At 61.3% G+C, this 22,802-nt stretch carries 22 protein-coding genes; 15 read left to right on the top strand and 7 right to left on the bottom strand.

What is annotated here, in order from left to right; all coding sequences use genetic code 11:
- Nucleotides 1-39: 39 nt before the first annotated feature.
- The 3 genes from ETW23_RS15390 to ETW23_RS15400 are packed head-to-tail and all read right to left on the bottom strand — an operon-like array spanning nt 40 to nt 2,404.
- Entirely contained in the window at nt 40-519 is a 480-nt protein-coding gene (locus ETW23_RS15390) for a thioesterase family protein (protein WP_134830515.1), read from the bottom strand.
- Entirely contained in the window at nt 516-1,403 is an 888-nt protein-coding gene (locus tag ETW23_RS15395; RefSeq protein WP_134830516.1) for an amidohydrolase, read from the bottom strand. The genes ETW23_RS15390 and ETW23_RS15395 overlap by 4 nt, the downstream gene beginning before the upstream one ends.
- Nucleotides 1,400-2,404 carry an ester cyclase gene (locus tag ETW23_RS15400; protein WP_134830517.1) on the bottom strand — a complete coding sequence of 335 codons (1,005 nt, stop codon included), beginning with the start codon at nt 2,402-2,404 and terminating at the stop codon, nt 1,400-1,402. Before ETW23_RS15400 ends, ETW23_RS15395 begins: the two co-directional genes overlap by 4 nt.
- 116 nt (nt 2,405-2,520) lie before the next feature.
- Between ETW23_RS15400 and ETW23_RS15405 the strand changes: the two genes are divergently transcribed.
- The 15 genes from ETW23_RS15405 to ETW23_RS15470 all read left to right on the top strand — a co-directional run bounded on the left by ETW23_RS15405 (nt 2,521) and on the right by ETW23_RS15470 (nt 16,446).
- Nucleotides 2,521-3,573 (top strand): ABC transporter ATP-binding protein, encoded by a 1,053-nt coding sequence (locus ETW23_RS15405; protein WP_134830518.1) that lies wholly within the window; start codon nt 2,521-2,523, stop codon nt 3,571-3,573.
- Nucleotides 3,574-3,659: 86 nt separating this feature from the next.
- Nucleotides 3,660-4,760, top strand: coding sequence for an ABC transporter substrate-binding protein (locus ETW23_RS15410; protein ID WP_368075847.1), 1,101 nt, complete (start codon nt 3,660-3,662; stop codon nt 4,758-4,760).
- The gene (locus ETW23_RS26805; protein ID WP_368075848.1) at nt 4,757-4,903 is read left to right on the top strand and encodes a hypothetical protein; all 147 of its coding nucleotides are present in this window, start codon (nt 4,757-4,759) and stop codon (nt 4,901-4,903) included. The genes ETW23_RS15410 and ETW23_RS26805 overlap by 4 nt, the downstream gene beginning before the upstream one ends.
- Nucleotides 4,904-4,970: 67 nt before the next feature.
- Nucleotides 4,971-6,002, top strand: a complete 1,032-nt coding sequence (locus tag ETW23_RS15415) for a carbohydrate ABC transporter permease (protein WP_134830519.1) — start codon at nt 4,971-4,973, stop codon at nt 6,000-6,002.
- 10 nt (nt 6,003-6,012) lie between these two features.
- Nucleotides 6,013-6,933: a carbohydrate ABC transporter permease gene (locus tag ETW23_RS15420; RefSeq protein ID WP_134830520.1), complete on the top strand. Its 921-nt coding sequence runs from the start codon at nt 6,013-6,015 to the stop codon at nt 6,931-6,933.
- A 135-nt stretch (nt 6,934-7,068) separates the two neighbouring features.
- Nucleotides 7,069-7,599 carry an ester cyclase gene (locus tag ETW23_RS15425; protein ID WP_134830521.1) on the top strand — a complete coding sequence of 177 codons (531 nt, stop codon included), beginning with the start codon at nt 7,069-7,071 and terminating at the stop codon, nt 7,597-7,599.
- 10 nt (nt 7,600-7,609) lie between these two features.
- Nucleotides 7,610-8,923 (top strand): histidinol dehydrogenase, encoded by a 1,314-nt coding sequence (hisD, locus tag ETW23_RS15430; RefSeq protein WP_134830522.1) that lies wholly within the window; start codon nt 7,610-7,612, stop codon nt 8,921-8,923.
- On the top strand, nt 8,920-9,975 hold the full coding sequence (locus tag ETW23_RS15435; RefSeq protein ID WP_217621248.1) for an ester cyclase: 1,056 nt from the start codon (nt 8,920-8,922) through the stop codon (nt 9,973-9,975). The genes hisD and ETW23_RS15435 overlap by 4 nt, the downstream gene beginning before the upstream one ends.
- Before the next feature lies 1 nt (nt 9,976).
- Entirely contained in the window at nt 9,977-10,744 is a 768-nt protein-coding gene (locus tag ETW23_RS15440) for an SDR family NAD(P)-dependent oxidoreductase (RefSeq protein ID WP_134830523.1), read from the top strand.
- The gene (locus ETW23_RS15445) at nt 10,744-11,763 is read left to right on the top strand and encodes a LacI family DNA-binding transcriptional regulator (protein ID WP_134830524.1); all 1,020 of its coding nucleotides are present in this window, start codon (nt 10,744-10,746) and stop codon (nt 11,761-11,763) included. Before ETW23_RS15440 ends, ETW23_RS15445 begins: the two co-directional genes overlap by 1 nt.
- A complete protein-coding gene (locus tag ETW23_RS15450) occupies nt 11,760-12,734 on the top strand; it encodes an ester cyclase (protein ID WP_134830525.1) in 975 nt (324 codons plus the stop codon). The genes ETW23_RS15445 and ETW23_RS15450 overlap by 4 nt, the downstream gene beginning before the upstream one ends.
- A gap of 156 nt (nt 12,735-12,890) precedes the next feature.
- Nucleotides 12,891-13,850, top strand: a complete 960-nt coding sequence (locus tag ETW23_RS15455; RefSeq protein ID WP_134830526.1) for a cupin domain-containing protein — start codon at nt 12,891-12,893, stop codon at nt 13,848-13,850.
- A gap of 93 nt (nt 13,851-13,943) precedes the next feature.
- Nucleotides 13,944-15,062, top strand: coding sequence for a cobalamin-independent methionine synthase II family protein (locus ETW23_RS15460; RefSeq protein ID WP_134831339.1), 1,119 nt, complete (start codon nt 13,944-13,946; stop codon nt 15,060-15,062).
- On the top strand, nt 15,059-15,754 hold the full coding sequence (locus ETW23_RS15465) for an alpha/beta fold hydrolase (RefSeq protein ID WP_134830527.1): 696 nt from the start codon (nt 15,059-15,061) through the stop codon (nt 15,752-15,754). The genes ETW23_RS15460 and ETW23_RS15465 overlap by 4 nt, the downstream gene beginning before the upstream one ends.
- On the top strand, nt 15,751-16,446 hold the full coding sequence (locus ETW23_RS15470) for an RraA family protein (protein ID WP_134830528.1): 696 nt from the start codon (nt 15,751-15,753) through the stop codon (nt 16,444-16,446). Before ETW23_RS15465 ends, ETW23_RS15470 begins: the two co-directional genes overlap by 4 nt.
- Before the next feature lie 243 nt (nt 16,447-16,689).
- On the opposite strand, the gene ETW23_RS15475 is transcribed toward ETW23_RS15470, so the two are convergent.
- The 4 genes from ETW23_RS15475 to ETW23_RS26810 form a co-directional block, all read right to left on the bottom strand.
- Nucleotides 16,690-17,637, bottom strand: coding sequence for a GlxA family transcriptional regulator (locus ETW23_RS15475; RefSeq protein WP_134830529.1), 948 nt, complete (start codon nt 17,635-17,637; stop codon nt 16,690-16,692).
- Between the two features lie 65 nt (nt 17,638-17,702).
- The gene (locus tag ETW23_RS15480; protein ID WP_134830530.1) at nt 17,703-20,174 is read right to left on the bottom strand and encodes an FAD-dependent oxidoreductase; all 2,472 of its coding nucleotides are present in this window, start codon (nt 20,172-20,174) and stop codon (nt 17,703-17,705) included.
- 172 nt (nt 20,175-20,346) lie between these two features.
- A complete protein-coding gene (locus ETW23_RS15485) occupies nt 20,347-21,825 on the bottom strand; it encodes a trimethylamine methyltransferase family protein (RefSeq protein ID WP_254695049.1) in 1,479 nt (492 codons plus the stop codon).
- A gap of 346 nt (nt 21,826-22,171) precedes the next feature.
- The gene (locus ETW23_RS26810; protein WP_134830532.1) at nt 22,172-22,765 is read right to left on the bottom strand and encodes a helix-turn-helix domain-containing protein; all 594 of its coding nucleotides are present in this window, start codon (nt 22,763-22,765) and stop codon (nt 22,172-22,174) included.
- Between the last annotated feature and the right edge of the window lie 37 nt (nt 22,766-22,802).

Raw genomic sequence — 22,802 nt, forward strand, 5'->3', positions numbered from 1 at the left:
GGCTGTATCCCAGGCTGGTGAAGCAACTTTACGGTGCCCTCATCCCGCCTGCCGCCCGCCTTGCAGCCCAATCGAGCGCGAGCGGTGTTTCAATTTATGGCGCTCCGACGCTGATATCTTCGCAGCTTGCAGGCGGCGCATGATATCAGACGGGATCGCCGTCGCGTGCGGTTCCGGCTTCTGCTGAACGTGAAGTTCCATGAACTCACCTGCGGCTGCAATTTTGTCGCCGGCTAGCATTTGCATGTGCAGGTGAAAACGCTTGCCGTCGCAGTCCAGCAGCCGCGTTTCGACACGGACACGGTCCCCTTCCTTCACCTCGCGCAGGAAAAACTTGTGATCCTCAAGCAGATAGATCGTGCAGCCGGTCCGTTTGCGATAGTCGGCGTCGAACCCGACCTCATCCTGCATCGCATCAACGGCCAGGCTGAACACCAGCCCATAGTAGCTGTCCCGCATATGGCCGTTATAGTCGATCCATTCGGGCATAACCTTGGTCTCAAAGGCAAAGATCGTCACTGTGGTGCCTCCAGATTGTAGAACCGGGCCGCGGTGCCGCGAAACACGGCGCTGTGCATCTCTGCCGGGACCAGCCCGCGATAGGCCTGCGCCAGAGTGCGGTAATCAGAATACAGCTTGTCGACCGGGAAGTTCGACCCGAACATCACCCGATCGGCGCCGAACTGCGCCAGGCAGGTCTCGACAATCGGACGGATGCTGGCCACTGTCCAATTGTGTTCGAACATGCCCAGACCTGACAGTTTGCAAGTGACATGGGGCAGACGCGAGAAGTGCTTCAGTTCCTTCCCCCAAGCCGTCAGCCCCTCGGCGGAGCGGTCATGGGGTGAGCCTGCATGACACAGCGCCACCGGGGTATCCGGGGCCTGCGCCAGAACCCTTGCGGTTTTCTCCATCAGTTCCGGGATCAGCTGCAGATCAAAGCTGAGCCCTCGCTGTCCCGCCTCTTGCAATCCTGCCAGAAACCGCGGGTCATCCAGCAGCGTATTGGTGCCGGTTTGCGCGTCTTCGCCCGGTGCGCGGCCGATGATCTGGCGCACACCGCGCACGGTTGGCAGGCTCTGGAACCGGTCGAGCTGTTCTGACAGGTCCGGCGCGGTCAGGTCGCAGAACACCACTTGTGCCATCGGCCAGTCCGGATTCGCGTCTGCCACCGACTGCACCCAGCGCGCCTCTGCCAGACCGTCCTCGGCGCCCACTTGGATATGCACCGATGCAATGACGCCTTCGGCCGCGGCCTCGGTGCGGAATCCCCCCAGCAGGTAATCCCGCTGGATCGGCGCGGGATTGCCAAAGAACCGTGTCTCTCCCTTGGCCATCAGCCAAGGATAGTGAACCGCCCCGAGATCCCACAGGTGGTGATGCGCGTCGATCCACCCGGTCATGTGCGCGGCACCTCTGCCATCCGGGCGAGGATATCAACGCCCTGCTGGTTCCAGAAATGCAGCAGGTCGATGAATATCCAGTTCTCGGCGAGTTTATCCCCCTCGCGGCGGTAGATGTCGATCACCCGGAACTCCCCGGCCTTGCCGGTGGCAGGCATGCCCATGAAGCCCCCGGTGGGGCGGGCGGTGAAATTCGGCCAGCCGAAGAAGCCGCCAAAACTGCCCTCGGCCAGACGGCAGATGTGATTGGTCTTGGAGCGGTCTGTGAAACCCGCACGGAACGGCCCCGAGTGCTGCTTGGCATAGCGTCCGATCGTATAGGTGGCGCCGATCCCCGCAGGGCCCCACCAGATCATGTCCTCGGCCCAGGTCCGGCGCAGCTCATCCTCCAGGCTCAACCCGCTTTTCCACTGCCCGAGGTCGGAGATCATTGCGTTAATTGTTGCCAGGGTCTTTTCGCCCTCCTCCGGCGGCTGTGGGTCGAACATCAGCCCGTCATGGGTCATCGGTCCGGGCTGCACCAGATGCGCGGCGGTCTGCGGCGGGAACGGCTGCAAGCCCGCCTGCATCATCAGATGCGGTATATCGAAGTACATCGCCGTTTCGGTGACCTTGCCATCTTCGACCTTGTTGAACTCGCAATAGCGCAGGAACGCCATCTTGCCGGTCGGGGCGATCCCCAGCCAGGGCGCATCGAACAGCCCCATCAGATGCCCCATCGAGACCACCCAGACCGAAGCGAACCCGTCCATCGCGTTGGCACCCGCCATGAAGATGTCCTCACGCCTCTGCATATTCTTCAGTGACCCGCGCAAGGGGGTCCAGAACACATCAGCGACCGCTTCGGCGCCCTGCTGCTCATGGAACGGATGGTAGCCGCGCCAGATATGATTCGAGGCGTAGTACCGCGCAAGCACCTCGCCTGCTTGCCCTGCCTTCGACCTGTCCAAATCGGTGTAAAGGTTTCGGATCACTTGCTTTTCCACTGAAAAGTCAGTCATGAGAGGTTACCCCTTGCATACGTGTGCAAAAAAGTCTTGCCAAAAAGTCATCTATAAGTCTACCCTCTTTGCATTCGTATGCAAAACGGCCGGTCACAGCCGGCAGAGGGGAAGCCATGGCCGAGATACAATTGCAGAATGTTGGCAAACGCTGGGGGTCGTTCGTCGGCGTCGACAACTTCGACCTGACCATTGCCGACAAGGAGTTCCTGGTGCTGCTGGGGCCTTCGGGCTGCGGCAAGACCACCACTATGCGGATGATCGCAGGGCTGGAGGAAGCCTCTGAGGGCGACATTCTGATCGACGGTCAGCGCGTCAACGGCATGGAACCCAAGGACCGCGACGTGGCGATGGTATTCCAGTCCTACGCGCTCTACCCCAATATGAACGTCTACGAGAACATCCGTTTTCCGCTGAAGGTCCGCGGCATCGACCCCAAGACTCATGATGAGAAGGTCCGCCGCGCCTCGGCGATGGTGGAACTGGACGACTTTTTGCACCGCAAGCCGGCCGAACTCTCCGGCGGCCAGCGCCAGCGCGTTGCTTTGGCCCGCGCCATCGTGCGCGAACCCAATGTCTTCCTGATGGATGAGCCGCTGTCAAACCTCGATGCCAAGCTCCGCGTCTCCACCCGCGCCCAGATCAAGAACCTCAGCCACGAGCTGGCTGTGACAACGATCTACGTGACTCACGACCAGATCGAGGCGATGACCCTGGCCGACCGCGTCGTGGTGATGAAAAAGGGCGTGGTTCAGCAGGTGGGCTCACCGACCGAAATCTACGACCGGCCCGCCAATACCTTTGTCGCCAGCTTCATCGGCAACCCGGCGATGAACCTGATGGAGGGAGAGGTCCAGGGCGGTACCTTCCGCGCAAAGAACGTGGAAATCAGCGGGCTGAACGCCCCGGACGGACCGCTCACACTGGGTTTCCGGGCCGAGGACGCCAGCATCGCGGCACCCGGCGAGGGCCAGATCAACGCGCCGATCTACACGATGGAACTGCTGGGCGACGCAACGATGATCTCGGTGCGCGTGGGCGGGGCTCTGGTTTCGGTAAAGGCGGACAAGAATTTCCGGGCTGAAATCGGCCAGACGGTGTCGCTCTCCGTGCCGCAGGGCATCTGCCACCTGTTTAACGGTCAAACCGGCGCGAGGATCGGGGGCTGATCCCCCCTGTCGGCGCTTCCACCGCTGCGGTCCATCGAACGGGCGCAAGCCGCCTGCATCCATTCTAGAAAAACAGGGAGAATGATATGTTACTGAAACGACTTGCCGCAGCATCGCTGTTTACCGGGCTGATGGGCTCGGCAGCTTTCGCGGCCAACTGCGGCCCCGAAGGGCAGTCAATCCGCATCCTGGCCAGCGACTTCCCGGCAATCCACGCCGTGGTCGGTGCAGCTGAAGCCAATTGCGCAGGCTCGGCGGAGGAGTTTTCCGCCAACCACACCACCGAAGCTCGCCAGATCATGAACGCGGCGCTAACGCCGAACCCGGCGGAATACACCTCGGTGATCCTCGCCAACGCCACGCTGACCCAGCTGATGAACGATGGTCTGGTCCGGCCGCTGAATGACCTGGTCGAGAAATACAAGGACAGCATCCCGCCGAATGTGCTGATCACCATCGACGGCAACGTGATGGCGGTTGCCTTCATGGCCAACTCGCAGCACCTGTTCTCGCGCAAGGACATCCTGGAGCAGGCCGGTGTCGACAGCATACCCGCATCCTATGAGGAGGTGCTGGAAGCGGCAGAGAAGATCCGCGCCGCGGGCATCATGGAACATCCCATCGCGATGAACCTGCAGACCGGCTGGAACGTGGGCGAAGTCTTCAACATGATCTACCTCGGCCACGGCGGCGAGTTCTTCGCACCCGGCTCTGCCGAACCCTCGATCAACAATGAGCAAGGCATCGCCGCGCTGGAAACCATGAAGGCTCTGGCCGAATACGCCCACCCGGACCACCTGACCCATGCCTCCAACGAGACCCAGGGCCTGTGGGAATCCGGCCAGGCGGCGCTGGCCATCATGTGGGGCTCGCGCGGCGCGCCGATCCTGGATGACGAAGGCTCCACCGAGGAAGTGACCTCTAACACCGTCCTGTCCGCGGCCCCCACCGTCGGCGGCGGCTCGATCCCGGCAGCCACCCTGTGGTGGGATGGCATCTCCATTGCCTCCAATGTCTCCGATGAAGAAGCCGAGGCAACCCTCGCCGCGCTGATCAGCGGCCTGACCCCGAAATGGTGGCGGAGAACAACGACGACGCGGTCTGGCTTCTGCCCGGTTTCGAGCCTGGCCCGGCAGCGGCGGGCGTGGCCGGAACCGTGCAAGGCGGGGCCCGTCCCTACCCGATGATCCCGCAGATCGGCCTGCTGCACGCAGCGCTCGGCTCGGAACTGACCGACTTCCTGAAAGGCGGCGAAAGCGCCGAGCAGGCGCTGGCCGATGTCGAGACCGCTTACCGGACCTCGGCCAAGGAAGCCGGCTTCCTCAAGTAAACCTCCCCGACTGGAGGGGGTTGAAGGCCCCCTCTCTTTTCCCGGACAGAAGACTGAGACGCACGCCATGAAGCACCGCACCTTTTTCTGGTTCATCCTGCCGACGCTATCCGCGATGATCCTCTTCATCGCGCTGCCCATCGTCTCGGTTTTCATCCAGTCGCTGTTTGTCGAGCACGAGCAGGTTCTGGTGGTCTCCGAGAGCTGCGGCCCGTTCGGCTGCACGCCCACGACCACTGTTGATACCGCGGCCACAGCCGCACTGCAGGAAGAGCAGCCGCTGGGGCGGTACAACGGGCTCAACACCTACATCAACCGCTCGCACCTGGCCTTCGTCGAAGTCGGCGAAGCCTGGCGCAGCACGGAAACTTTCGGCGCGTTCTGGAAACAGATCATCAACCTGCCCTTCTACCGCGCGCTGATCTTCACGCTGACTTACACGGCGGTGGTCACTCCGGTCGTTATCGCGCTTGGCCTGGCAATTGCAGTGGGCGTCAACAACCTGCCCCGCATCCTCAAGGGTCCGTCGATCTTCATCTCGCTGCTGCCGTTCCTTGTCACACCGCTGGTTGGTTCCCTGATCCTGTTCTGGATGGTCGACAGCGACGGCGTCATCGGTGCCACCATCCAGCGCATCTTCAACGATCCCTCGCTGAGCCTGAAGGCTTCCACCGCGCTCACCTGGACCATGCTGATTGTCTATGGTGTCTGGCACACCCTGCCGTTCAGCTTCATCACCTTCTACGCAGGCCTCCAGACCGTGCCCGAGGACACCATGGAGGCGGCGATGATTGACGGCGCGTCGAAGTGGCAGCGCATGATCCATGTGGTCGTGCCGCATCTGGCACCGCTGATGTCCTTCGTGACGCTGATGCTTTTGATGGACAACTTCCGCGTCTTCGAGCCGATCGTCAGCTTCAAGGCCGAGGCCCACGCCACCTCGCTCAGCTGGATCATCTACAACGACCTGCGCGAAAGCGGCAATCCGCTCTACGGCTCGGCCGGGGCGACCTCGATGATGACCATCATCGGCGTGGTCATCCTGCTGACCCCGGTGCTGATCCGCACCTGGCGCGACTTCTCCCGCAAAGCACACTGAGGGCACGATCATGGCAACCAATGCACAATCCTCCATCGCAGTCCCGGCAGTGAACCCGAAATCCCGCTCCCGCGTCCCTCTGCTCACGGTGGTTTCGCTGACGCTCGTGGCGCTCTGGCTGATCATCGCTGCTTTCCCCTTCTTCTGGACCTTCTGGGGCAGCTTCAAGGTGCAGTCGGACTTCTTCTCCAAGACCGACTGGCAGAACGCCATCTACGGGGTCAACACGATCCGGCAGACCGGCAGCGCCTTCACGCTCGAAGGCTACCAGGGCGCCTGGGTGGACGAGGAATTCTGGCGCAACGTCATCAACTCCGGGATCGTGGTGTTCTTCACCGTGGTGATTTCACTCACCTTCGGCACTCTGGGAGGCTACGCCCTCGCCCGCTCCGGCCGTCGCTATGCCTTCTGGCTCCTGATGGCCGCGCTGGTGTTCCGCGCCATGCCGCACATCACCCTAGTTTCGGGCTACCTGCTGCCGTTCTTCGAGTGGAACATCTGGGGCATCCTGCCGACCACCATCATCGTGCTGGTGGCAATCAACCAGCCTTTCACCCTGTGGATGCTGCACTCCTTCTTCCTCAACATCCCCAAGGACATGGACGAAAGCGCCATGGTCGACGGCTGCACCCGCTTCCAGGCCTTCCGGCACGTGATCATCCCGGTGATGTGGCCCGGCGTCATCACCACCGGCCTGTTCAGCTTCCTGCTCGCCTACAACGACTTCGCAGTGACGGCGATGCTGCTCAGCTCGGAGAACGAGACCATCATCCCCGCGATCAACAGTTTCCTCGGGACCACACAGGTCGAAGGCAAGGTGATGTACGCCGTCGCCGCCGTGGTCTCCGCCACCGCCCCGCTGTTCGTGTTGATCCTGTTCTTCCAGCGACAGATCGTCAGCGGCCTGACCGCCGGCGCGGTGAAAGGCTGATGAGCAGCGCCGCAAGACATAATGCCGTTGCGCGCCACCCGGCGCTCAACCGGATGCCAAGGGATTTTCTGACAGGCGGCCGTCTCCTCCTCGTCTGATCACATCATCCCTTGGCAACAAATTAAGGAACAGAGCATGAAAGGCTCCCGCCCCGAACAAGCCGTGCTGACCAAAAACACGGACATGAGCAAGACTGAAGAAACCCGCCGCGTGATCGAAAACATGGTGGACGGGCTGAACGACCACCGGATCAGCGACATCGGCGAATTCTTCTCCGAAGGCTTCCGCTGGATGGGCAACCAGGGCTGCGGCACCAAGACCGGGCTGAAGGAATTCCAGGACAACTGGCAGCGCCCGTTCCAGGCTGCCTTCTCTGACAAGGTCTGCATCGACGAAGCCCGCCTCTATATGGGCGAATGGGCCGCCGCATTCGGCCGCCAGGAGGCCACTCACTCCGGCACGTTCCTAGGCATCGAACCCACCGGCAAGCGAGTCGAGATCCGCTACATGGACTTCTGGAAAGTCGTCGACGGCAAGATCGTCGACAACTGGGTGAACGTCGATTTTGCCCATGTAGCCGCTCAGCTCGGCGTTGACCTGTTCAACGGCGAAGGCTGGGAAGCATTTGACCGCGGCGAGAAAGTGCCGCCGCGCCCCGAAAACTGAGGACCTGACCATGACCATCGAATACCTGAAACGCGGCAAGCCTGAAGCGGACCGTGCCGAGGACGACGCCAAGACCCGCGCCGTGGTCGAAGCGACGCTGAAGGATATCGAAACCCGCGGCGATGCCGCCGTGCGGGAGCTGTCCGAGAAATTCGACAACTACAGCCCCGAAAGCTTCCGCCTCAGCCAGCAAGAAATCGACGCGCTGATCGCCTCGCTGAGCGAGCGCGAGCTGGAGGATATCAAATTCGCGCAGAAGCAGGTGATGAATTTCGCCCAGGCGCAGCGCGATTCCATGCTGGACATCGAGGTGGAGACTCTGCCCGGTGTCATCCTCGGCCACAAGAACATCCCCGTCCAATCGGTCGGCTGCTACGTGCCCGGCGGCAAGTTCCCGATGGTGGCTTCGGCGCATATGTCCGTAGCCACCGCCAAGGTCGCGGGCGTGCCGCGCATCATCGCCTGCACCCCGCCTTTCAACGGCAAGCCCAACGCCGCTGTGATTGCCGCGATGCACCTGGGTGGTGCCCATGAGATCTACGTGATGGGCGGCATCCAGGCGATTGGCGCTATGGCGATCGGCACCGAAACGATCGATCCTGTCCACATGCTCGTCGGCCCCGGCAACGCCTTTGTGGCGGAGGCCAAGCGCCAGCTGTTCGGCCGCGTCGGCATCGACCTGTTCGCAGGCCCGACCGAGACCATGGTGATCGCGGACGAGACCGCCGCAGACGCCGAGCTCTGCGCTACCGACCTCTTGGGCCAGGCCGAGCACGGCTACAACTCCCCCTGCGTGCTGCTGACCAACTCGCGCAAGCTGGCCGAGGAGACGCTGAGCGAGATCGACCGGCTGCTGGACATCCTGCCGACCGCCGGCACCGCCAAGGTGTCGTGGGAGGAATACGGCGAGGTGATCGTCTGCGACACCTATGAGGAGATGCTCCAGGTCGCCGATGACATTGCCTCCGAGCATGTGCAGGTTATGACGGACCGCGACGACTGGTTCCTGGAAAACATGACCTGCTACGGCGCGCTGTTCCTCGGCCCGCGTACCAATGTCTCCAACGGCGACAAGGTGATCGGCACCAACCACACCCTGCCGACCAAGAAGGCGGGCCGCTACACCGGCGGACTCTGGGTGGGCAAGTTCCTGAAAACCCACAGCTATCAGAAGGTCACCACCGACGAGGCCGCCACCATGATCGGCGAATACGGCTCGAGGCTCTGCCTGCTTGAAGGCTTCGTCGGCCACGCCGAGCAGTGCAACATCCGCGTCCGCCGCTACGGCGGCAAGAATGTGCCTTACGGGACAGCCGCAGAATGACCACCGATATTCACACCCGGAACAAGGCGCTGATCGCCCCGGTGCGGGACACGATGCGCGACTTCACCGAAAAAGGCGTGCGCGCCGCGCTGGAGGAACTGATCGCGCCGGACGCGGTAGTGCATATGTGCCACCCCTTCGGCGACCTGACCGGCTCCGCAGAACTCTATGAAACCTGCTACGCCCCGTTGTTGCACGCCATGCCGGACCTGGAGCGCCGCGACTGGATCGTCATGGGTGGCCGTACCGAGCACGGCGGCGACTGGATCGGCTGCGGCGGCCACTACTTTGGCACCTTCGTGCGGCCCTGGCTGGACATCCCGCCGACCGGCCACCTCACCCACATGCGCTTCCACGAGTTCTACCGCTTCGAGGAAGGCCGCGTGGTGGAGATCCAGACCATCTGGGACATCCCCGAGGTGATGATGCAGGCGAAGGCCTGGCCGATGGCGCCCTCGCTCGGTCTGGAATTCTGCATCCCTGGCCCGGCAACGCATGACGGCATCGTCCCAGGCCCCTGGGACGAGGAGAAGTCGCAGGCCTCCTGCAGCCACATCGTCGACATGCTGACCCACTTGAAGAAGCACCCGAGCCAGGGCGGCCCGGAAGTGATGGAGATGCCGAAATTCTGGCATGAGCGGATGAACTGGTACGGCCCTGCCGGCATCGGCACCGGCCGCGGCATCGCAGGCTTCCGCAACTGGCACCAGATCCCGTTCCTGAACGGCATGCCCGACCGCGGCCAGTATCTGGGCGAGATCACCTATCACTTCTTCGGCGACGGTGAATACGCCGCGGTGACTGGCTGGCCGAACATGATCCAGACCATCACCCATGACGGCTGGATGGGCATCGCCCCCTCGGGCCAGCGCATCACCATGCGAAGCCTCGATTTCTGGAGGCTGGAGAACGGCAAGATCCGGGAAAACTGGGTCACGGTGGACATTCTGGACGCCTACCGGCAGTTGGGCGTAGATGTCTTTGCCCGCCTGCGCGAGTTCAACAAGGCCCGCGTGGCTGGCGAAATCCCCTTCCCTGTCAGCGAGGTTTGACATGCCCACCTTCCCCAGCACCCCCAGTTTCAGCCTAGAGGGCAAGCGCGCCCTGATTGCCGGCGCGTCTTCCGGCATCGGCACGGCCTGTGCCGTGGCCCTGGCGGAACGGGGTGCTGAGGTCACTCTTGCAGCGCGCCGCACTGACGCGCTGCAGGACATCGCAGCGGAAATGACCGCCCGCGGCTGGAAAGCCAGGGTGCTGAAACTGGATGTCGCCGATGTTGCGGCAACGGCGGAGGCGGTGGCCGCAAACGGCCCCTTCGACATCCTGGTCAACTCGGCAGGCCTTGCCCGCCACGGCAAGGCCACCGACACCTCGCCAGAGGATTTCGACGCGGTAATGCAAGTCAACGTCCGCGGCGCCTACTTTCTGACCCAAGCGGTGGCCAAGGGATTGCTGGCAGCCGGCCGCCCCGGCTCTCTCATCAACATCTCCAGCCAGATGGGCCACGTCGGCGGCCGCGAGCGCGCAGTCTACTGTGCCTCAAAATTCGCGGTCGAAGGCTTCACCAAGGCGATGGCGCTGGAGTTCGGCCCGGACAAGATCCGCGTCAACACGATCTGTCCGACTTTTATCCTCACCGATCTGACCCGGCCGACCTTTGACGACCCGGAAAAACGGGCCTGGGTGCTGGAAAAGATCAAGCTCGGCCGCCCGGGAGAAATCGAAGACATCATGGGGGCCGTTGTCTACCTGGCCTCAGACGCCTCTGCCCTGGTGACCGGAACCGCGATGATGGTTGACGGAGGTTGGACGGCAGACTGATGGGAGCAAGCAAGGTCACCTCAATGGACGTCGCCCGCCTGGCGGGTGTCAGCCAATCTGCGGTCAGCCGGGTATTCACCCCTGGCGCGTCCGCCTCTAAGAAAACAATAGAGAAAGTCCGCAAAGCGGCCAAGGAGCTCGGCTACCGGCCGAACGTGCTCGCCCGCGCAATGGTGTCCGGAAAAAGCGGCATCATCGGGCTGGTCGTTGCCTATCTGAACAACCAGTATTACCCCGAGGCACTCGAAAAACTGACCAATGCCCTGCAGGACCGGGGCTACCACGTGCTGGTCTTCCTTGCGTCGCACGCTGCGGGCAACATCGACCGCGTGGTCGAGGAGATCCTGGATTTCCAGGTCGACGGCATCATCGCGGCCTCGGTTGCGCTCTCCTCCGACCTCTCCGCCCGCTGCCAGACAGCCGGCGTGCCGATGGTGCTGTTCAACCGCGCGCAGGACGACCAGTCGATGTCGGCCGTGACCTCCGACAATATCGCCGGCGGGCGCAAGGCCGCGGAATTTCTGCTGGCAGGCGGCCACGAGAAAATCGGCTATATCGCCGGCTGGGAGGGCGCCTCGACCCAGCGCGACCGGGAGGCCGGCTTTACCGCCGAACTGGCCGCCGCCGGCAAGACGCTGCATGCCCGCGAGGTCGGCAATTTCGTAACCGAAGAAGCCCAGGCCGCCACCCGCCGCATGTTTGCAAACGACCCGCCGGATGCGGTCTTTGTGGCCAATGACCACATGGCCATCGCCGTGATGGACACCCTGCGCTTCGAGCTCGGCCTCAGTGTGCCGGACGACGTTTCCGTCATTGGCTACGACGATGTCACCGTTGCCTCCTGGCCCACTTACAACCTCACAACCGTGCGGCAGCCTGCCAACCGTATGGTGGCGGAAACCGTCGATATTCTCCTCGCCAAGATCGAAGGCCCCGACGCCGGGCCGCGCCGGGTCGAGATCGACGGCCCTCTTATCGTTCGCGGCTCGGCCCGCATACCTGAAGGATGGAAGACATGAAGGGATTTGACCCCAAATTCAAGGATTTCCCCGACTACATCATTGGCATTACCAAGGAAATCTGGGAAGATCGCGGCATCGCCACGCTGCATGATTACTACGCGCCCGATATTGTCGTGCGTTCGCCGGCTTCGGTTGTTGTCGGCAACCAGGGCGTGATCGCCGCCACCATGGCAACCCTGGCCGAATTCCCCGACCGCACCCTTCTGGGCGAGGACGTGATCTGGTCAGGTACGCCCGAGGAGGGCATGCTGTCCTCGCACCGGCTGCTCTCAACCGCGACGCACCTGGGCGACGGGGTCTACGGCAAGGCAACCGGCAAGAAGCTCACCTACCGCATCCTGGCCGACTGTCACGCGATCAACAACCAGATCAACGATGAATGGCTGATCCGCGACCAGGGCGCCATCGTGCGCCAGATGGGCTGGGACCCCAAGGAATACGCCCGCGATCTGATCGCGCGCGAGGGCGGCCCCGAGGCTTGCGTGCAGCCCTATACCCCCGCCAACGAGCAACCCGGCCCTTACAAAGGCAACGGCAACGACAATGAATGGGGCCAGAAATACGCCGATATCCTGACGCGGATCATGAATGCCGACATGCGCGCGATTGAATCCGAATACGACCGCGCAGTGCAGTCGGAATATCCCGGTGGCATCACCGGCCACAGCTGGGGTCCGGTGGACCGCTTCTGGATGGGGCTGCGCGCCTCCTTCCCGAACGCCGAGTTCAAGATCCACCACCAGATCGGCCGCGACGATCCAATGATGCCGCCCCGCGCTGCGTTGCGCTGGACGCTGCATGGCAAGCACGACGGCTGGGGCGTCTTCGGCAAACCGACCGGCGCCGAGGTCTTCGTGCTGGGCGCCAGCCACGCCGAATTCGGCCCCTGGGGACTGCGCCGCGAATACGCGCTGTTTGACGAAACCTCGGTCTGGAAACAGATCCTGCTGCAGACCGGCGATCTCTGAATGCGGCCCGGTGCCTCTCCTCTGAACGCCAGTCAGGCGGCCCGGCGGTATCACGCCCACCGCGCCAGCCTGCGCGCACGGCGGCTGAACAACCACCCGCCCGGTTGCGGGCGCTGACTCAGCCGTTTCAAACCAGATTTCAAGAGGATACGAGATATGAGCACCATCCAGGAACGCATCGTCCGCTACGGCGAATTGAAACCCTGCAAGACGGCCTTCATCGACGCCCACACCCCGGGCTCCGACCAGAAGGAAAACTTCACCATCATCGGCGGCGGCGTCAGTGAAAGCCCCGACCAGCATGTCCACATCACCGACAAGATCGGCTTCAACATCGGCGCCGCGGGCCAGCCGCCGAAATGCCGCAACTCGCTGCACAGCCACACCACCGCCGAAGTGTTCTTTGTCGCCAAGGGCCGCTGGCGCTTCTTCTGGGGCCGCTACGGAACTGCGGGTGAGTTCATCGCCGAGGAAGGCGATATCTTCAACATCCCCACCGGCATGTTCCGCGGCTTTGAAAACGTCGGCCAGGACTACGGCATGATCATGTCGATCCTTGGCGGCGACGATGCCGGCGGCGGTGTGACCTGGGCGCCGCAGGTGATCGAGGACGCGCAGGCCCACGGCCTGATGCTGGGCCACAACGGCGTGCTCTATGACAGCAAGAAAGGCCAGGAACTGCCGCACAACGTGCAGCCGATGCCGGTGCTGACCGAGGAAGAGCTGAAAGCCTACCCCGAGGTTCCGGTCGAAAACGTGATCGGCAAATATGTCGCCCGCTACTGGGACCTAATGGCGCTGTCCGCAAAGCAGCCGGTCAAAGTCATCGGCGAGGAGGCGCTGATCCGGGACAAGCCCGGCTTCGAGGTCGATTTCCTCGGCCGCGGCTCCGCCGTGAGCGAACAGGTCAAGGCCGAAAGGCCGGTGGTGCTGATGCCCGCCAGCGGCCATTGGCGCATCGCCATCAACGAGGTCGAGACCACCCTGTCCAATGGCGACACCGCGCTGGTCCTGCCCGGCGAAAGCTACAGCGCCGAACCCTCGATGACCGGCAACGCGGGCCTCTACCGCATCACTGCCACCGACGATCCTGCCGGCGCCACCTGGCAAGGCTGACCGCAGTTTCCTCCTGTGCGGCGCCGTCCGCTGCACAGGAGGTGTACAGGGGGTGTACGCATGGCACCGCCCTGAAATCAGGGAGATTGGATGATGGTCAAGACAACCCATGTCGGCTCGCTGCCCCGGACCCGGGAAGTCGTGGATTTCATCTTCGCCCGCGAGCGGAAGGAGCCTTTTGACCAAGCGGAATTCGACGCCTGCATGTCGGCTGCCGCTTCTGAAACTGTCCGCAAACAGGTTGCCGCGGGGGTAGATATCGTCAGCGACGGCGAGACCTCCAAGATCTCCTATGCCACCTACGTCAAAGACCGCTACACCGGCTTTTCCGGCGACAGCCCGCGCAATGCGCCTGCCGATCTGAAGATGTTTCCGGGCTTCCTGCAACGGCTGGCAGACGACGGCGGCACGCCGCAATATGCCCGCCCCATGTGTACCGGCGAGGTGCGCTCCAAGGGCCAGGCTGAGCTGGAAAAGGACATCGCCAACCTCAAGACTGCCATGGCAAAGCACGGCATGGAATACGGTTTCATGAACGCGGCGTCGCCCGGGGTCATCTCGCTGTTTTTGCAGAACGATTTCTACCCCACACGCGAGTCGTACCTGGCCGCGCTGGCCGATGCGATGAAGGCTGAATATGAGATCATCGTGGCCGCCGGGCTGGACCTGCAGCTGGATTGCCCCGACCTGGCACTGTCGCGGCATATGCTGTTCAATGACCTGTCCGACGCGGAGTTCATCAAGATCGCAGACATGCATGTGGAGGCGTTGAACCACGCGCTGCAAAACGTGCCGCAGGAGCGCGTCCGGGTGCATATCTGCTGGGGCAACTACGAAGGCCCGCATTGCTGTGACATTCCGATGGACACAGTGTTCACCACTCTGATGAACACCAAATCGCGCTATGTTCTGTTTGAAACCTCCAATCCGCGCCACGCCCATGAATGGACCGTGTTCCGCGACCGCAAGGCAGAGATCCCGGAGGACAAGGTGCTGGTGCCCGGCGTGGTAGATACTACCACCAATTTTGTAGAACACCCGGAACTGGTCGCGCAGCGCATTGAAAGATTTACGGAAGTCGTCGGCTCTGACCGGGTGATCGCGGGCTCGGACTGCGGCTTTGGTACCTTTGCAGGCTTTGGCGCAGTGGACCCGGACATCGCCTATGCCAAGCTCGCCGCGCTGTCGGAGGGGGCACGGCGCGTCAAATGACACCGCTTGTCCTGATCCCCGGCATGATGTGCGATGCGCGGCTTTTCAACCCGCAGATTGCGGCGCTGTCCGGCAGCGTTCCGATCGTGACCGCGCCAATCGGCGGTCATGGCACAATGGCGGCGCTGGCGGCGGAGCTGCTCTCTTACGCGCCGCCGCGCTTTGCACTGGCGGGCCTGTCGATGGGCGGCATCCTGGCGATGGAAATCCTCCGCCAGGCGCCAGAGCGGATCGCAGGCTTGGCGCTGATGGACACCAACCCGCTGGCCGAAAGGGATGAGGTCAAGGCCCGCCGCGCGCCGCAGATCGAAGCCGTCCGCCAAGGCGGGCTGCGCCGGGTGATGGCCGAGGAGATGAAGCCGAACTACTTGACGGAAGGGCCCAACCGGGCCGCGATCCTTGATCTGTGCATGGACATGGCCTTGGATCTGGGTCCGGACGTTTTCATCAATCAGTCCAAAGCCTTGCGCGACCGCATCGACCAATGCGAAACGCTGCGCGCCTTCACCGGCCCGGCGCTGGTGCTGTGCGGTCGCGACGACATCCCCTGCCCCGTCACCCGGCATGAGCTGATGCACGAATTGATGCCGCAAAGCCGGCTGGAAATCATCGGAAACGCCGGCCATCTGCCGGTTCTGGAACAACCTGAACAAACCACGGCGGCACTGAACCGCTGGCTGGAGACGATATGAAACCATCGCTGCTAAACCTGCTGAATAAGGTCGACACCCCCACCGTCTGCAACGCCATCGAAGTGGCTGAGGGAAAGCGCGGTTTCAACGCCTTCACCCGCGGCACCATGCTGTGTTCAGACCCGGATGCCGGCGCCATGGTGGGCTATGCCCGCACCGCCAAGATTGCCGCGGTGAACCCGCCGGAAGAACCGCCCGAAGTGATCCGCAAGCGCCGCATGGACTACTACCGGCACATGGCTCTCGGCACCGGGCCTTCGATCACCGTGGTCGAGGATCTGGACTTCCCCCATTGCATCGGCGCCTACTGGGGCGAGATCAACACCACCGTGCATAAAGGCTTCGGCATCAACGGCGCGCTGACCAACGGCGTGATGCGGGATCTGGGCGATCTGCCCGAGGGCTTCCCGGTTGTTGCTGGCTCCATTGGCCCCAGCCACGGGTTCGTACACGTCAAGGAAGTCGGAACACCCGTCTGCATCTTCGGCCTGGAAATCAATGACGGCGATCTGGTGCATGCGGACAGTCACGGCGCACTGGTGATCCCCCCAGAGGTGTTGGGTGATCTCGAACAGGCCATCCTCAAACTGCTCGAAACAGAGAAACTGATCCTGGAGCCTGCGCGCAAGCCCGGGTTCGACTTCGACGCATTCGAGGAAGCATGGCAAGCGTTTGAAGCGGCCAGGACTTAGGTTAGGACCCATTAATCCTGCACCATTGGTTTCGCCGCTTTCGACTTGGCTGCGTAACAACTACTGGCCGTAGAACAAGCGGTCCGCGGAGGCCGTTTCTGACCTTGGAGTTGTTGAGCAGGCAGCGAGGTCTATGGCTGGGCTCATTGGCGTAAGGCACCTTCTGCGTTTAATCGCGATGGTACCACACAGCTGTGCTGTGACCAGCTTGGCCTGATTTGGTCCCATTGCCGCAGTCTGAATTTAGTGTGCGAGCACGGCCTTTTCGAAACGGGGAGTGATGCCAAATTGCCTCTTGTAGTGTTTCGAGAAGTGGCTGACCGATGAGAAACCGCAGGCAGTCGCGACATCGATCACGCGCATCTGCGTTTGCTGCAAAAGCGCGCGCGCTCTCTCGAGCCTGAGAACCGTCATATAACTCTTTGGGCTGTTTCCCAAATGCTGGCTGAAAAGCCTTTCTAGCTGCCGCGTCGAAATACCAACCTGTTCAGCGATGATTGACGGCGAAACAGGATCCTCCAAGCATTCCTGCATATAGCCGATTGCCTTTGACAGTTTTTCATTCCTGAATTCGACGCGCCGGAGACTGGCCACAACCTGGCGGCTGTTCCCATCCCGAACAGATGCGCTGAGGAGTTGATCAGCGACTTGAGTGGAGGCTTCCGGGCCGGCCTTCTGGCAAATCAGCGCGGAAAAGAGATCCAGAGTGGCAACGCCGCCACCGCAGGAGACGACGTTGGCAGTTTCTTCAAAAATCGTGCAGACAGGATCCAGTTCAAGAAAGCTCTCTTGAAAAATGGGTTTCATTCTCCAGTGCGAGCTGATGCGCCCCTCTTTTGCGACGCCAATTCGAGCGAGAAACAGTGCTCCGCCTCCCAGTCCGCAAAGTTGCGCCCCAATTCTTGCCGCTTGCCGCAACCAAGCCGCGGTTCTGCCAGACTTGGGGTAATTTTGGGAATTGAAGGCGCAACAAATAACGATGCAATCCTCGCGGCGCACATCAGGCAAAGCACTGTCAACTGCTGCATTCAGTCCCGAAGAAGAAATGACACTGTCACCCGTTTCGCTGACAATTTTCCACTGAAAAAGCGTCTTTCCAGATGTTTCGTTTGCGGCGGCCAAAGAGTCGATTCCGGATCCCAAGTCCAAAGCTGAGAACCCGGGCATCAGCAAGAAAACGAAACGGTTCAATTCAACCGGCTCACATCGGTCCGAGCCTATTTTTTTCTCTGGCCGCCCATAGTCCTATTCCCGAATTAGGAACGCATATTTGCGCCGTTGGCGTCGTAGGCCGGCCCTGCCAAGACCAGCGCATCGTAAAAGTTGCCAAGGATCTCCACCTGAAGCTTCGTTCCGGGAGCCGCGAACTCGGCCGCAACGTAGCCCATGGCCATCGACTTTCCGACATGATGTGCATAGCCGCCCGAACTGACGTAACCGACCGGCTCACCGTCTTTGAGGATCGCCTCATCATGGGCCACGTCGATCCCCTCAACGTCGATCGTCATCGTCACCAGTTTCTGGGAAACGCCGCCCTCGCGGGCCTTCAGCGTTGCCTCCTTGCCGACAAACTCCTTTTTCCAGTTGATGAAGACATCCATCCCGGATTCGACCGCGTCAAAGTCGGGACGGTATTCCATCGTCCAGACACCCCAGCCCTTTTCGAGCCGCATCGATAGCAGTGCGCGTGCGCCGTACCAGCGATAGCCCAGATCCGCGCCGGCCTCTTCGATGGCGTCTGCCAGGCGCATCAGATATTGCGGCTTGCAGTAGATCTCATAGCCCAGTTCACCAGAGAAACTGATCCGGTTGATAATCACCGGCACGCCGCCGACAAAAGTCTGGCGCAGGTCGCGGAACTTGAAGGCTTCGGCTGAAACATCGTCGCGCGTGATCCGGGCAAGCAGTTCCCGCGATTTCGGGCCTGACAGGGCGATGCCGTGCCAGTCGTCTGAAACATTGGCATAGGAAATGCCTGGGGGCAGGTCTTTTTCGAACCAGCGGCGGTGCGCCTCCTGCATCGCGCCAGAACCGAACAGCATAAAGTGATCCTCGGCCAGACAAGCCACGGTCAGGTCTCCGTAAAGCTTGCCCTTGGGTGTTAGCATCGGTGTCAGCGCCAGGCGTCCGGGTTTGGGGACAAAACCGGCCAGGATATGGTTCAGGTATTCGCGAACGCCCTCGCCCTTGAACTCATGCTTGGCAAAGTTGGCAACCTCGATGCCGCCGACAGCTTCGCGCACGGCCTTGATTTCCCGCGCGACATAGTCGTGCGACCGGTTGCGCTCGAAGGATGGAACCTCATGCGCATCCTCGGGACCGTCGGCAAACCACAGCACATGTTCCAAGCCGAACCCCTGGTCCATCACCGCCCCCTTGGCGATCATGCGGTCATAGAGCGCGGTTGTCTTTTGCTTGCGGCCCTTGGGCAGGGTTTCGTTCGGGAAGGTCATCACGAAGCGGCGTTCGTAGTTCTCCGACGACTTGATGGTGCCCCAGTCAGGTGTCGCGAACTCGCCAAACCGTGCTACGTCCATCGCCCAGACATCGATGGAGGGTTCGCCGTCGATCATCCACTCCGCCAAGGTCAGGCCCACGCCGCCGCCCTGGCAGAAGCCCGCCATGACACCAACAGCCACCCAGTAGTTCTTCATGCCCGGAACAGGACCGATCAGCGGGTTGCCGTCTGGACCAAACGTGAACGGGCCGTTGATCACATCCTTGATGCCGGCATTGGCCATCGCCGGGAGACGTTCGAATGCGGTTTCCAGGCGGTCTGCCACCCGATCCAGATCCGGCGGCAGCAGTTCATGGCCGAAGTCCCAGGGCGTCCCGCCGACTTTCCACGGGGTCGCCTGGGCCTCGTAAGTGCCCAGCAGCATGCCCTGCCCTTCCTGGCGGCAATAGACGTTGGCCTCGAAGTCGATCCCGTGCGGCAGTTGCTGACCGAAGTTCACAACTTCATCCATGCGCTCAGTGATCAGGTAATGGTGCTCCATCGGCTGAACCGGCAACTGAATGCCCGCCATATGACCCACCTCACGCGCCCACAGACCGCCGCAGTTCACGACATGCTCTGCGTTGATCGTACCCTTGGGGGTGACGATGTCCCAGCTGCCGTCCGGGCGCTGCGTCATACCGGTTGCGCCGCAGTGGGTGAAATACTGTGCGCCATGCGCCTTGGCCGCCTTGGCAAAAGCATATGTCGTGCCGGACGGGTCCAGATGGCCGTCCTGCGCATCCCACAGAACCGCGTGATAGTGGTCCGGATCGATCAGCGGGTGACGCTCGGCCAGTTCCTTGGGCGAGATGAATTCCTGATCCAGGCCCATGTAACGCGCCTTCGAACGCTCGCCCTTTAGGTAGTCATACCATTCCTTGGTGGAAGCAGCGTAGAAACCACCGGTCTGATGCAAACCGACGGATTGGCCAGACAGTTCCTCGATTTCTTTATAAAGGTTGATCGTATATGACTGCAGGCGCGAGATGTTAGGGTCAGAGCTGATGGTATGGATGCCCCCGGCCGCGTGCCAGGAGGAACCGGATGTCAGCTCGTCACGCTCAAGCAGCACCGCATCTTTCCAGCCAAATTTTGCAAGGTGGAACAGGATTGAGCAGCCAACAACGCCGCCGCCAATAACAACGACTTTGGCGTGGGACGGAAGTTTCTTGCCGCCTGTGGTCTCTTCGGTCTGACCTGTGGTCTCTTCGGTCTGAATAGTAGGCATGTTTCGTTCATCCTCAGGGATTCAGCTCTCATAGCGCCAGGGAATAGGGTGCGCGCACCCCGTTTGGATTCCAGGCCATCTCTGAATGAAAGCGGGGTTTCTGATTGTTAATGAATTTCGGGTCGGCAGCGCGATCACGTCCTTTGCGACCCGCGAACCGATCCCGTAAGCGTTAGAAGTCCGTCGCTGCGCCACCCTCGGCCTTGCGCTTGGCGACAAAAGCGTCCAACTCGTCTCGGATCGCCGGATCCAGGACCGGAGCCTCGTATGAGGCAAGCCGCTTCTTCCACTCCGCGTTTGCACGCTCGATCGCAATCGGCGATCCAGCCTCTTGCCAGGTTTCAAAGTTACGCCAATCGCTCAGGATTGGTGAATAGAAGGCATCGCGGTAACGCGCCTGGGTGTGTTCAGTGCCAAAGAAGTGGCCCGCCGGCCCGACCTCATTAATGGCTTCCAGCGCCAGATCGTCAATGCTGGTCGAAACCGGTTGCAGGAATTCTGAAATCATTTGCAGCAGGTCGATATCGAGGATCACCTTCTCATACGAGCAGCACAGGCCCCCTTCGAGCCAGCCGGCCCCATGCATGAGCATGTTTGCGCCGCCATTGATGGCGCCCCAAAGCGAGAAAACCGCCTCATATGCAGCCTGCGAGTCGACCGTATTGGCCGCGCATACATTCGATGAGCGATAAGGAATGCCATAGCGCCGCGCCAGCTGGCCGCCGATATGCTGCGCCTTCATGTATTCCGGCGTGCCAAACGCCGGTGAGCCGGTCTTCATGTCCACATTGGACGTGAAACCGCCATACATCACCGGCGCGCCCGGGCGCACCATCTGGGTAAAGGCCACCCCCGCCAATGCCTCGGCATTCTGCAATGTCACGGCCCCGGCAATCGTAACCGGCGCCATTGCCCCGGCCAGCGTGAAGGGTGTGATCACGACCGGCTGGCCCATCTCGGACAAAGCCATCACCCCCTGCATCATCGGAATATCGAGCTGCAGAGGAGAGTTCGTGTTGATGATCGAGAACATACACGCCTGATCACGCATCTGCTCGTGTGTCAGACCATGGGCAATCCGTGTCATCTCGATCGCATCGGACACACGCTCCTCGCCTAGCGAGTAGATACAATACGCCTTGTCGGTCAGCGCGATGTAATCCTGGATGCAATCAAGATGGCGGACAGAGGCGTGAATATCGACAGGTTCGACAGGATACCCGCCGGTCACGTTCAGCACATTGTGCATCTGTGCCAATCGCAGGAAATTGCGATAGTCTTCCTGATTGCCAGCACGCCGTCCCCGGTCCGTATCAGAGCAATTCGGCGCACTTGCCATCATGTTGAAAACAATATTGTTCCCACCCATAACAACGTTGTGCTGGGGGTTGCGCGCGTGCAGCGTGAACTCCGACGGAGCACTTGCAACGGCTTGGTTAATCAGATCCGGATCGAAGCGCACGCGCACTTCGCCATCCCTGACATCTGCACCCGCCTTTTTCATCACGGCGCGCGCGTCATCGTGCAAAACGTCCAAGCCGGTTTCTGAAAGCAGTTTCAGGGATGCCTGGTGAATATGTTCGACCTGATCATCCGAAATGAGCTCAACGGCCGGATAAGGACGCTTAAGCTGGGTGAAGGGCCGCTGCACGATTGCTGGGGCCGGCGCCCCGCCATCACGGCGGCGTCCGCGGCGTCCGCGCGCTCCTTGGGACAGTTGATCAGTAGACATCCAATAGCACCTTCATGGCCGGAATTGAGCTTGAGAACGAGAGGCTTGGGTTCAAGCCCTCAAGTCCGTTTCTGCGGGTGGAAGCTGGATGAAGAACCAAGCCGCAGGCCGCCGCTCAAACTTGCGGAGGCTGGCGGGCTTGCCGGCCCGCCAGAGACCGGAGGCACCAGACGAAGGTTCTTTTTATGTTTTCCAATATACCGCATTGAATCCGATATATAGGAATAATGCAAAGATTCGGTCAAGCCCTTCTGCGGCCCGCCCCTCAAACTGACGCAGTTGGCTCCTGATACTGAGTCGGCTGGGCCACGAGAAGTATCGCCTCCGTTTCCCCGTCCGCCTCGTTGCTTATGCGATGGTTGCAGTCACTGCGGTACCGCAGTGTGTCGCCGGCCTCCGCCCGGACGGTCCGATCGCCAACCGTTACCGACAGTGACCCAGACAAGCAGGTCAGGTGCTCAAAGGTGCCAGGGGCATGAGGCTTTGAATCTAGCTCTGCTCCAGGCTTCATGAGCAGCCTGTGCCACTCAACAGGAAGAACCGTTCGCCGCGGACTGAGCATATACAACTCACATTTCCCATCCGCGCTACGCCGCATTGGCGTGGAATAGTGGTGAAGATGCTCAATTGGCTCCTCTTTCCCAGGCCCGCTTTCCAGCAAGCTGAGATCAATCCCAAGCGATTGAGAAAGAGCCCAGACAATGGAGAAGGTCGGGTTTGTGGCGCCCCGCTCAATTGCGGACAGCATTGACCTGGACACCCCGGTACGCTCAGAGAGCCGCTCCAAAGTCAGGCCAAGCGACTTTCTGGCCTCCTTCATGATTTTTCCGATATCTGGAGTGGCTGCGTGTGTGTTCATTCCCAATATCCAATATATTAGATTTTTCTTTACTGAC

Origin of the sequence: Leisingera sp. NJS201 (assembly GCF_004535885.1) — a bacterium.
Classification (GTDB): domain Bacteria; phylum Pseudomonadota; class Alphaproteobacteria; order Rhodobacterales; family Rhodobacteraceae; genus Leisingera.

Coding starts and splice junctions, on each gene's coding strand:
- ETW23_RS15420 (WP_134830520.1), top strand. CDS start 6,013: ATGGCAACCAATGCACAATCCTCCATCGCAGTCCCGGCAGTGAACCCG.
- ETW23_RS15400 (WP_134830517.1), bottom strand. CDS start 2,404: ATGACTGACTTTTCAGTGGAAAAGCAAGTGATCCGAAACCTTTACACC.
- ETW23_RS15405 (WP_134830518.1), top strand. CDS start 2,521: ATGGCCGAGATACAATTGCAGAATGTTGGCAAACGCTGGGGGTCGTTC.
- ETW23_RS15465 (WP_134830527.1), top strand. CDS start 15,059: ATGACACCGCTTGTCCTGATCCCCGGCATGATGTGCGATGCGCGGCTT.
- ETW23_RS26810 (WP_134830532.1), bottom strand. CDS start 22,765: ATGAACACACACGCAGCCACTCCAGATATCGGAAAAATCATGAAGGAG.
- ETW23_RS15480 (WP_134830530.1), bottom strand. CDS start 20,174: ATGCCTACTATTCAGACCGAAGAGACCACAGGTCAGACCGAAGAGACC.
- ETW23_RS15395 (WP_134830516.1), bottom strand. CDS start 1,403: ATGACCGGGTGGATCGACGCGCATCACCACCTGTGGGATCTCGGGGCG.
- ETW23_RS15410 (WP_368075847.1), top strand. CDS start 3,660: ATGTTACTGAAACGACTTGCCGCAGCATCGCTGTTTACCGGGCTGATG.
- ETW23_RS26805 (WP_368075848.1), top strand. CDS start 4,757: ATGATCCCGCAGATCGGCCTGCTGCACGCAGCGCTCGGCTCGGAACTG.
- ETW23_RS15445 (WP_134830524.1), top strand. CDS start 10,744: ATGGGAGCAAGCAAGGTCACCTCAATGGACGTCGCCCGCCTGGCGGGT.
- ETW23_RS15425 (WP_134830521.1), top strand. CDS start 7,069: ATGAAAGGCTCCCGCCCCGAACAAGCCGTGCTGACCAAAAACACGGAC.
- ETW23_RS15435 (WP_217621248.1), top strand. CDS start 8,920: ATGACCACCGATATTCACACCCGGAACAAGGCGCTGATCGCCCCGGTG.
- ETW23_RS15450 (WP_134830525.1), top strand. CDS start 11,760: ATGAAGGGATTTGACCCCAAATTCAAGGATTTCCCCGACTACATCATT.
- ETW23_RS15440 (WP_134830523.1), top strand. CDS start 9,977: ATGCCCACCTTCCCCAGCACCCCCAGTTTCAGCCTAGAGGGCAAGCGC.
- ETW23_RS15470 (WP_134830528.1), top strand. CDS start 15,751: ATGAAACCATCGCTGCTAAACCTGCTGAATAAGGTCGACACCCCCACC.
- ETW23_RS15415 (WP_134830519.1), top strand. CDS start 4,971: ATGAAGCACCGCACCTTTTTCTGGTTCATCCTGCCGACGCTATCCGCG.
- ETW23_RS15455 (WP_134830526.1), top strand. CDS start 12,891: ATGAGCACCATCCAGGAACGCATCGTCCGCTACGGCGAATTGAAACCC.
- ETW23_RS15460 (WP_134831339.1), top strand. CDS start 13,944: ATGGTCAAGACAACCCATGTCGGCTCGCTGCCCCGGACCCGGGAAGTC.
- hisD (WP_134830522.1), top strand. CDS start 7,610: ATGACCATCGAATACCTGAAACGCGGCAAGCCTGAAGCGGACCGTGCC.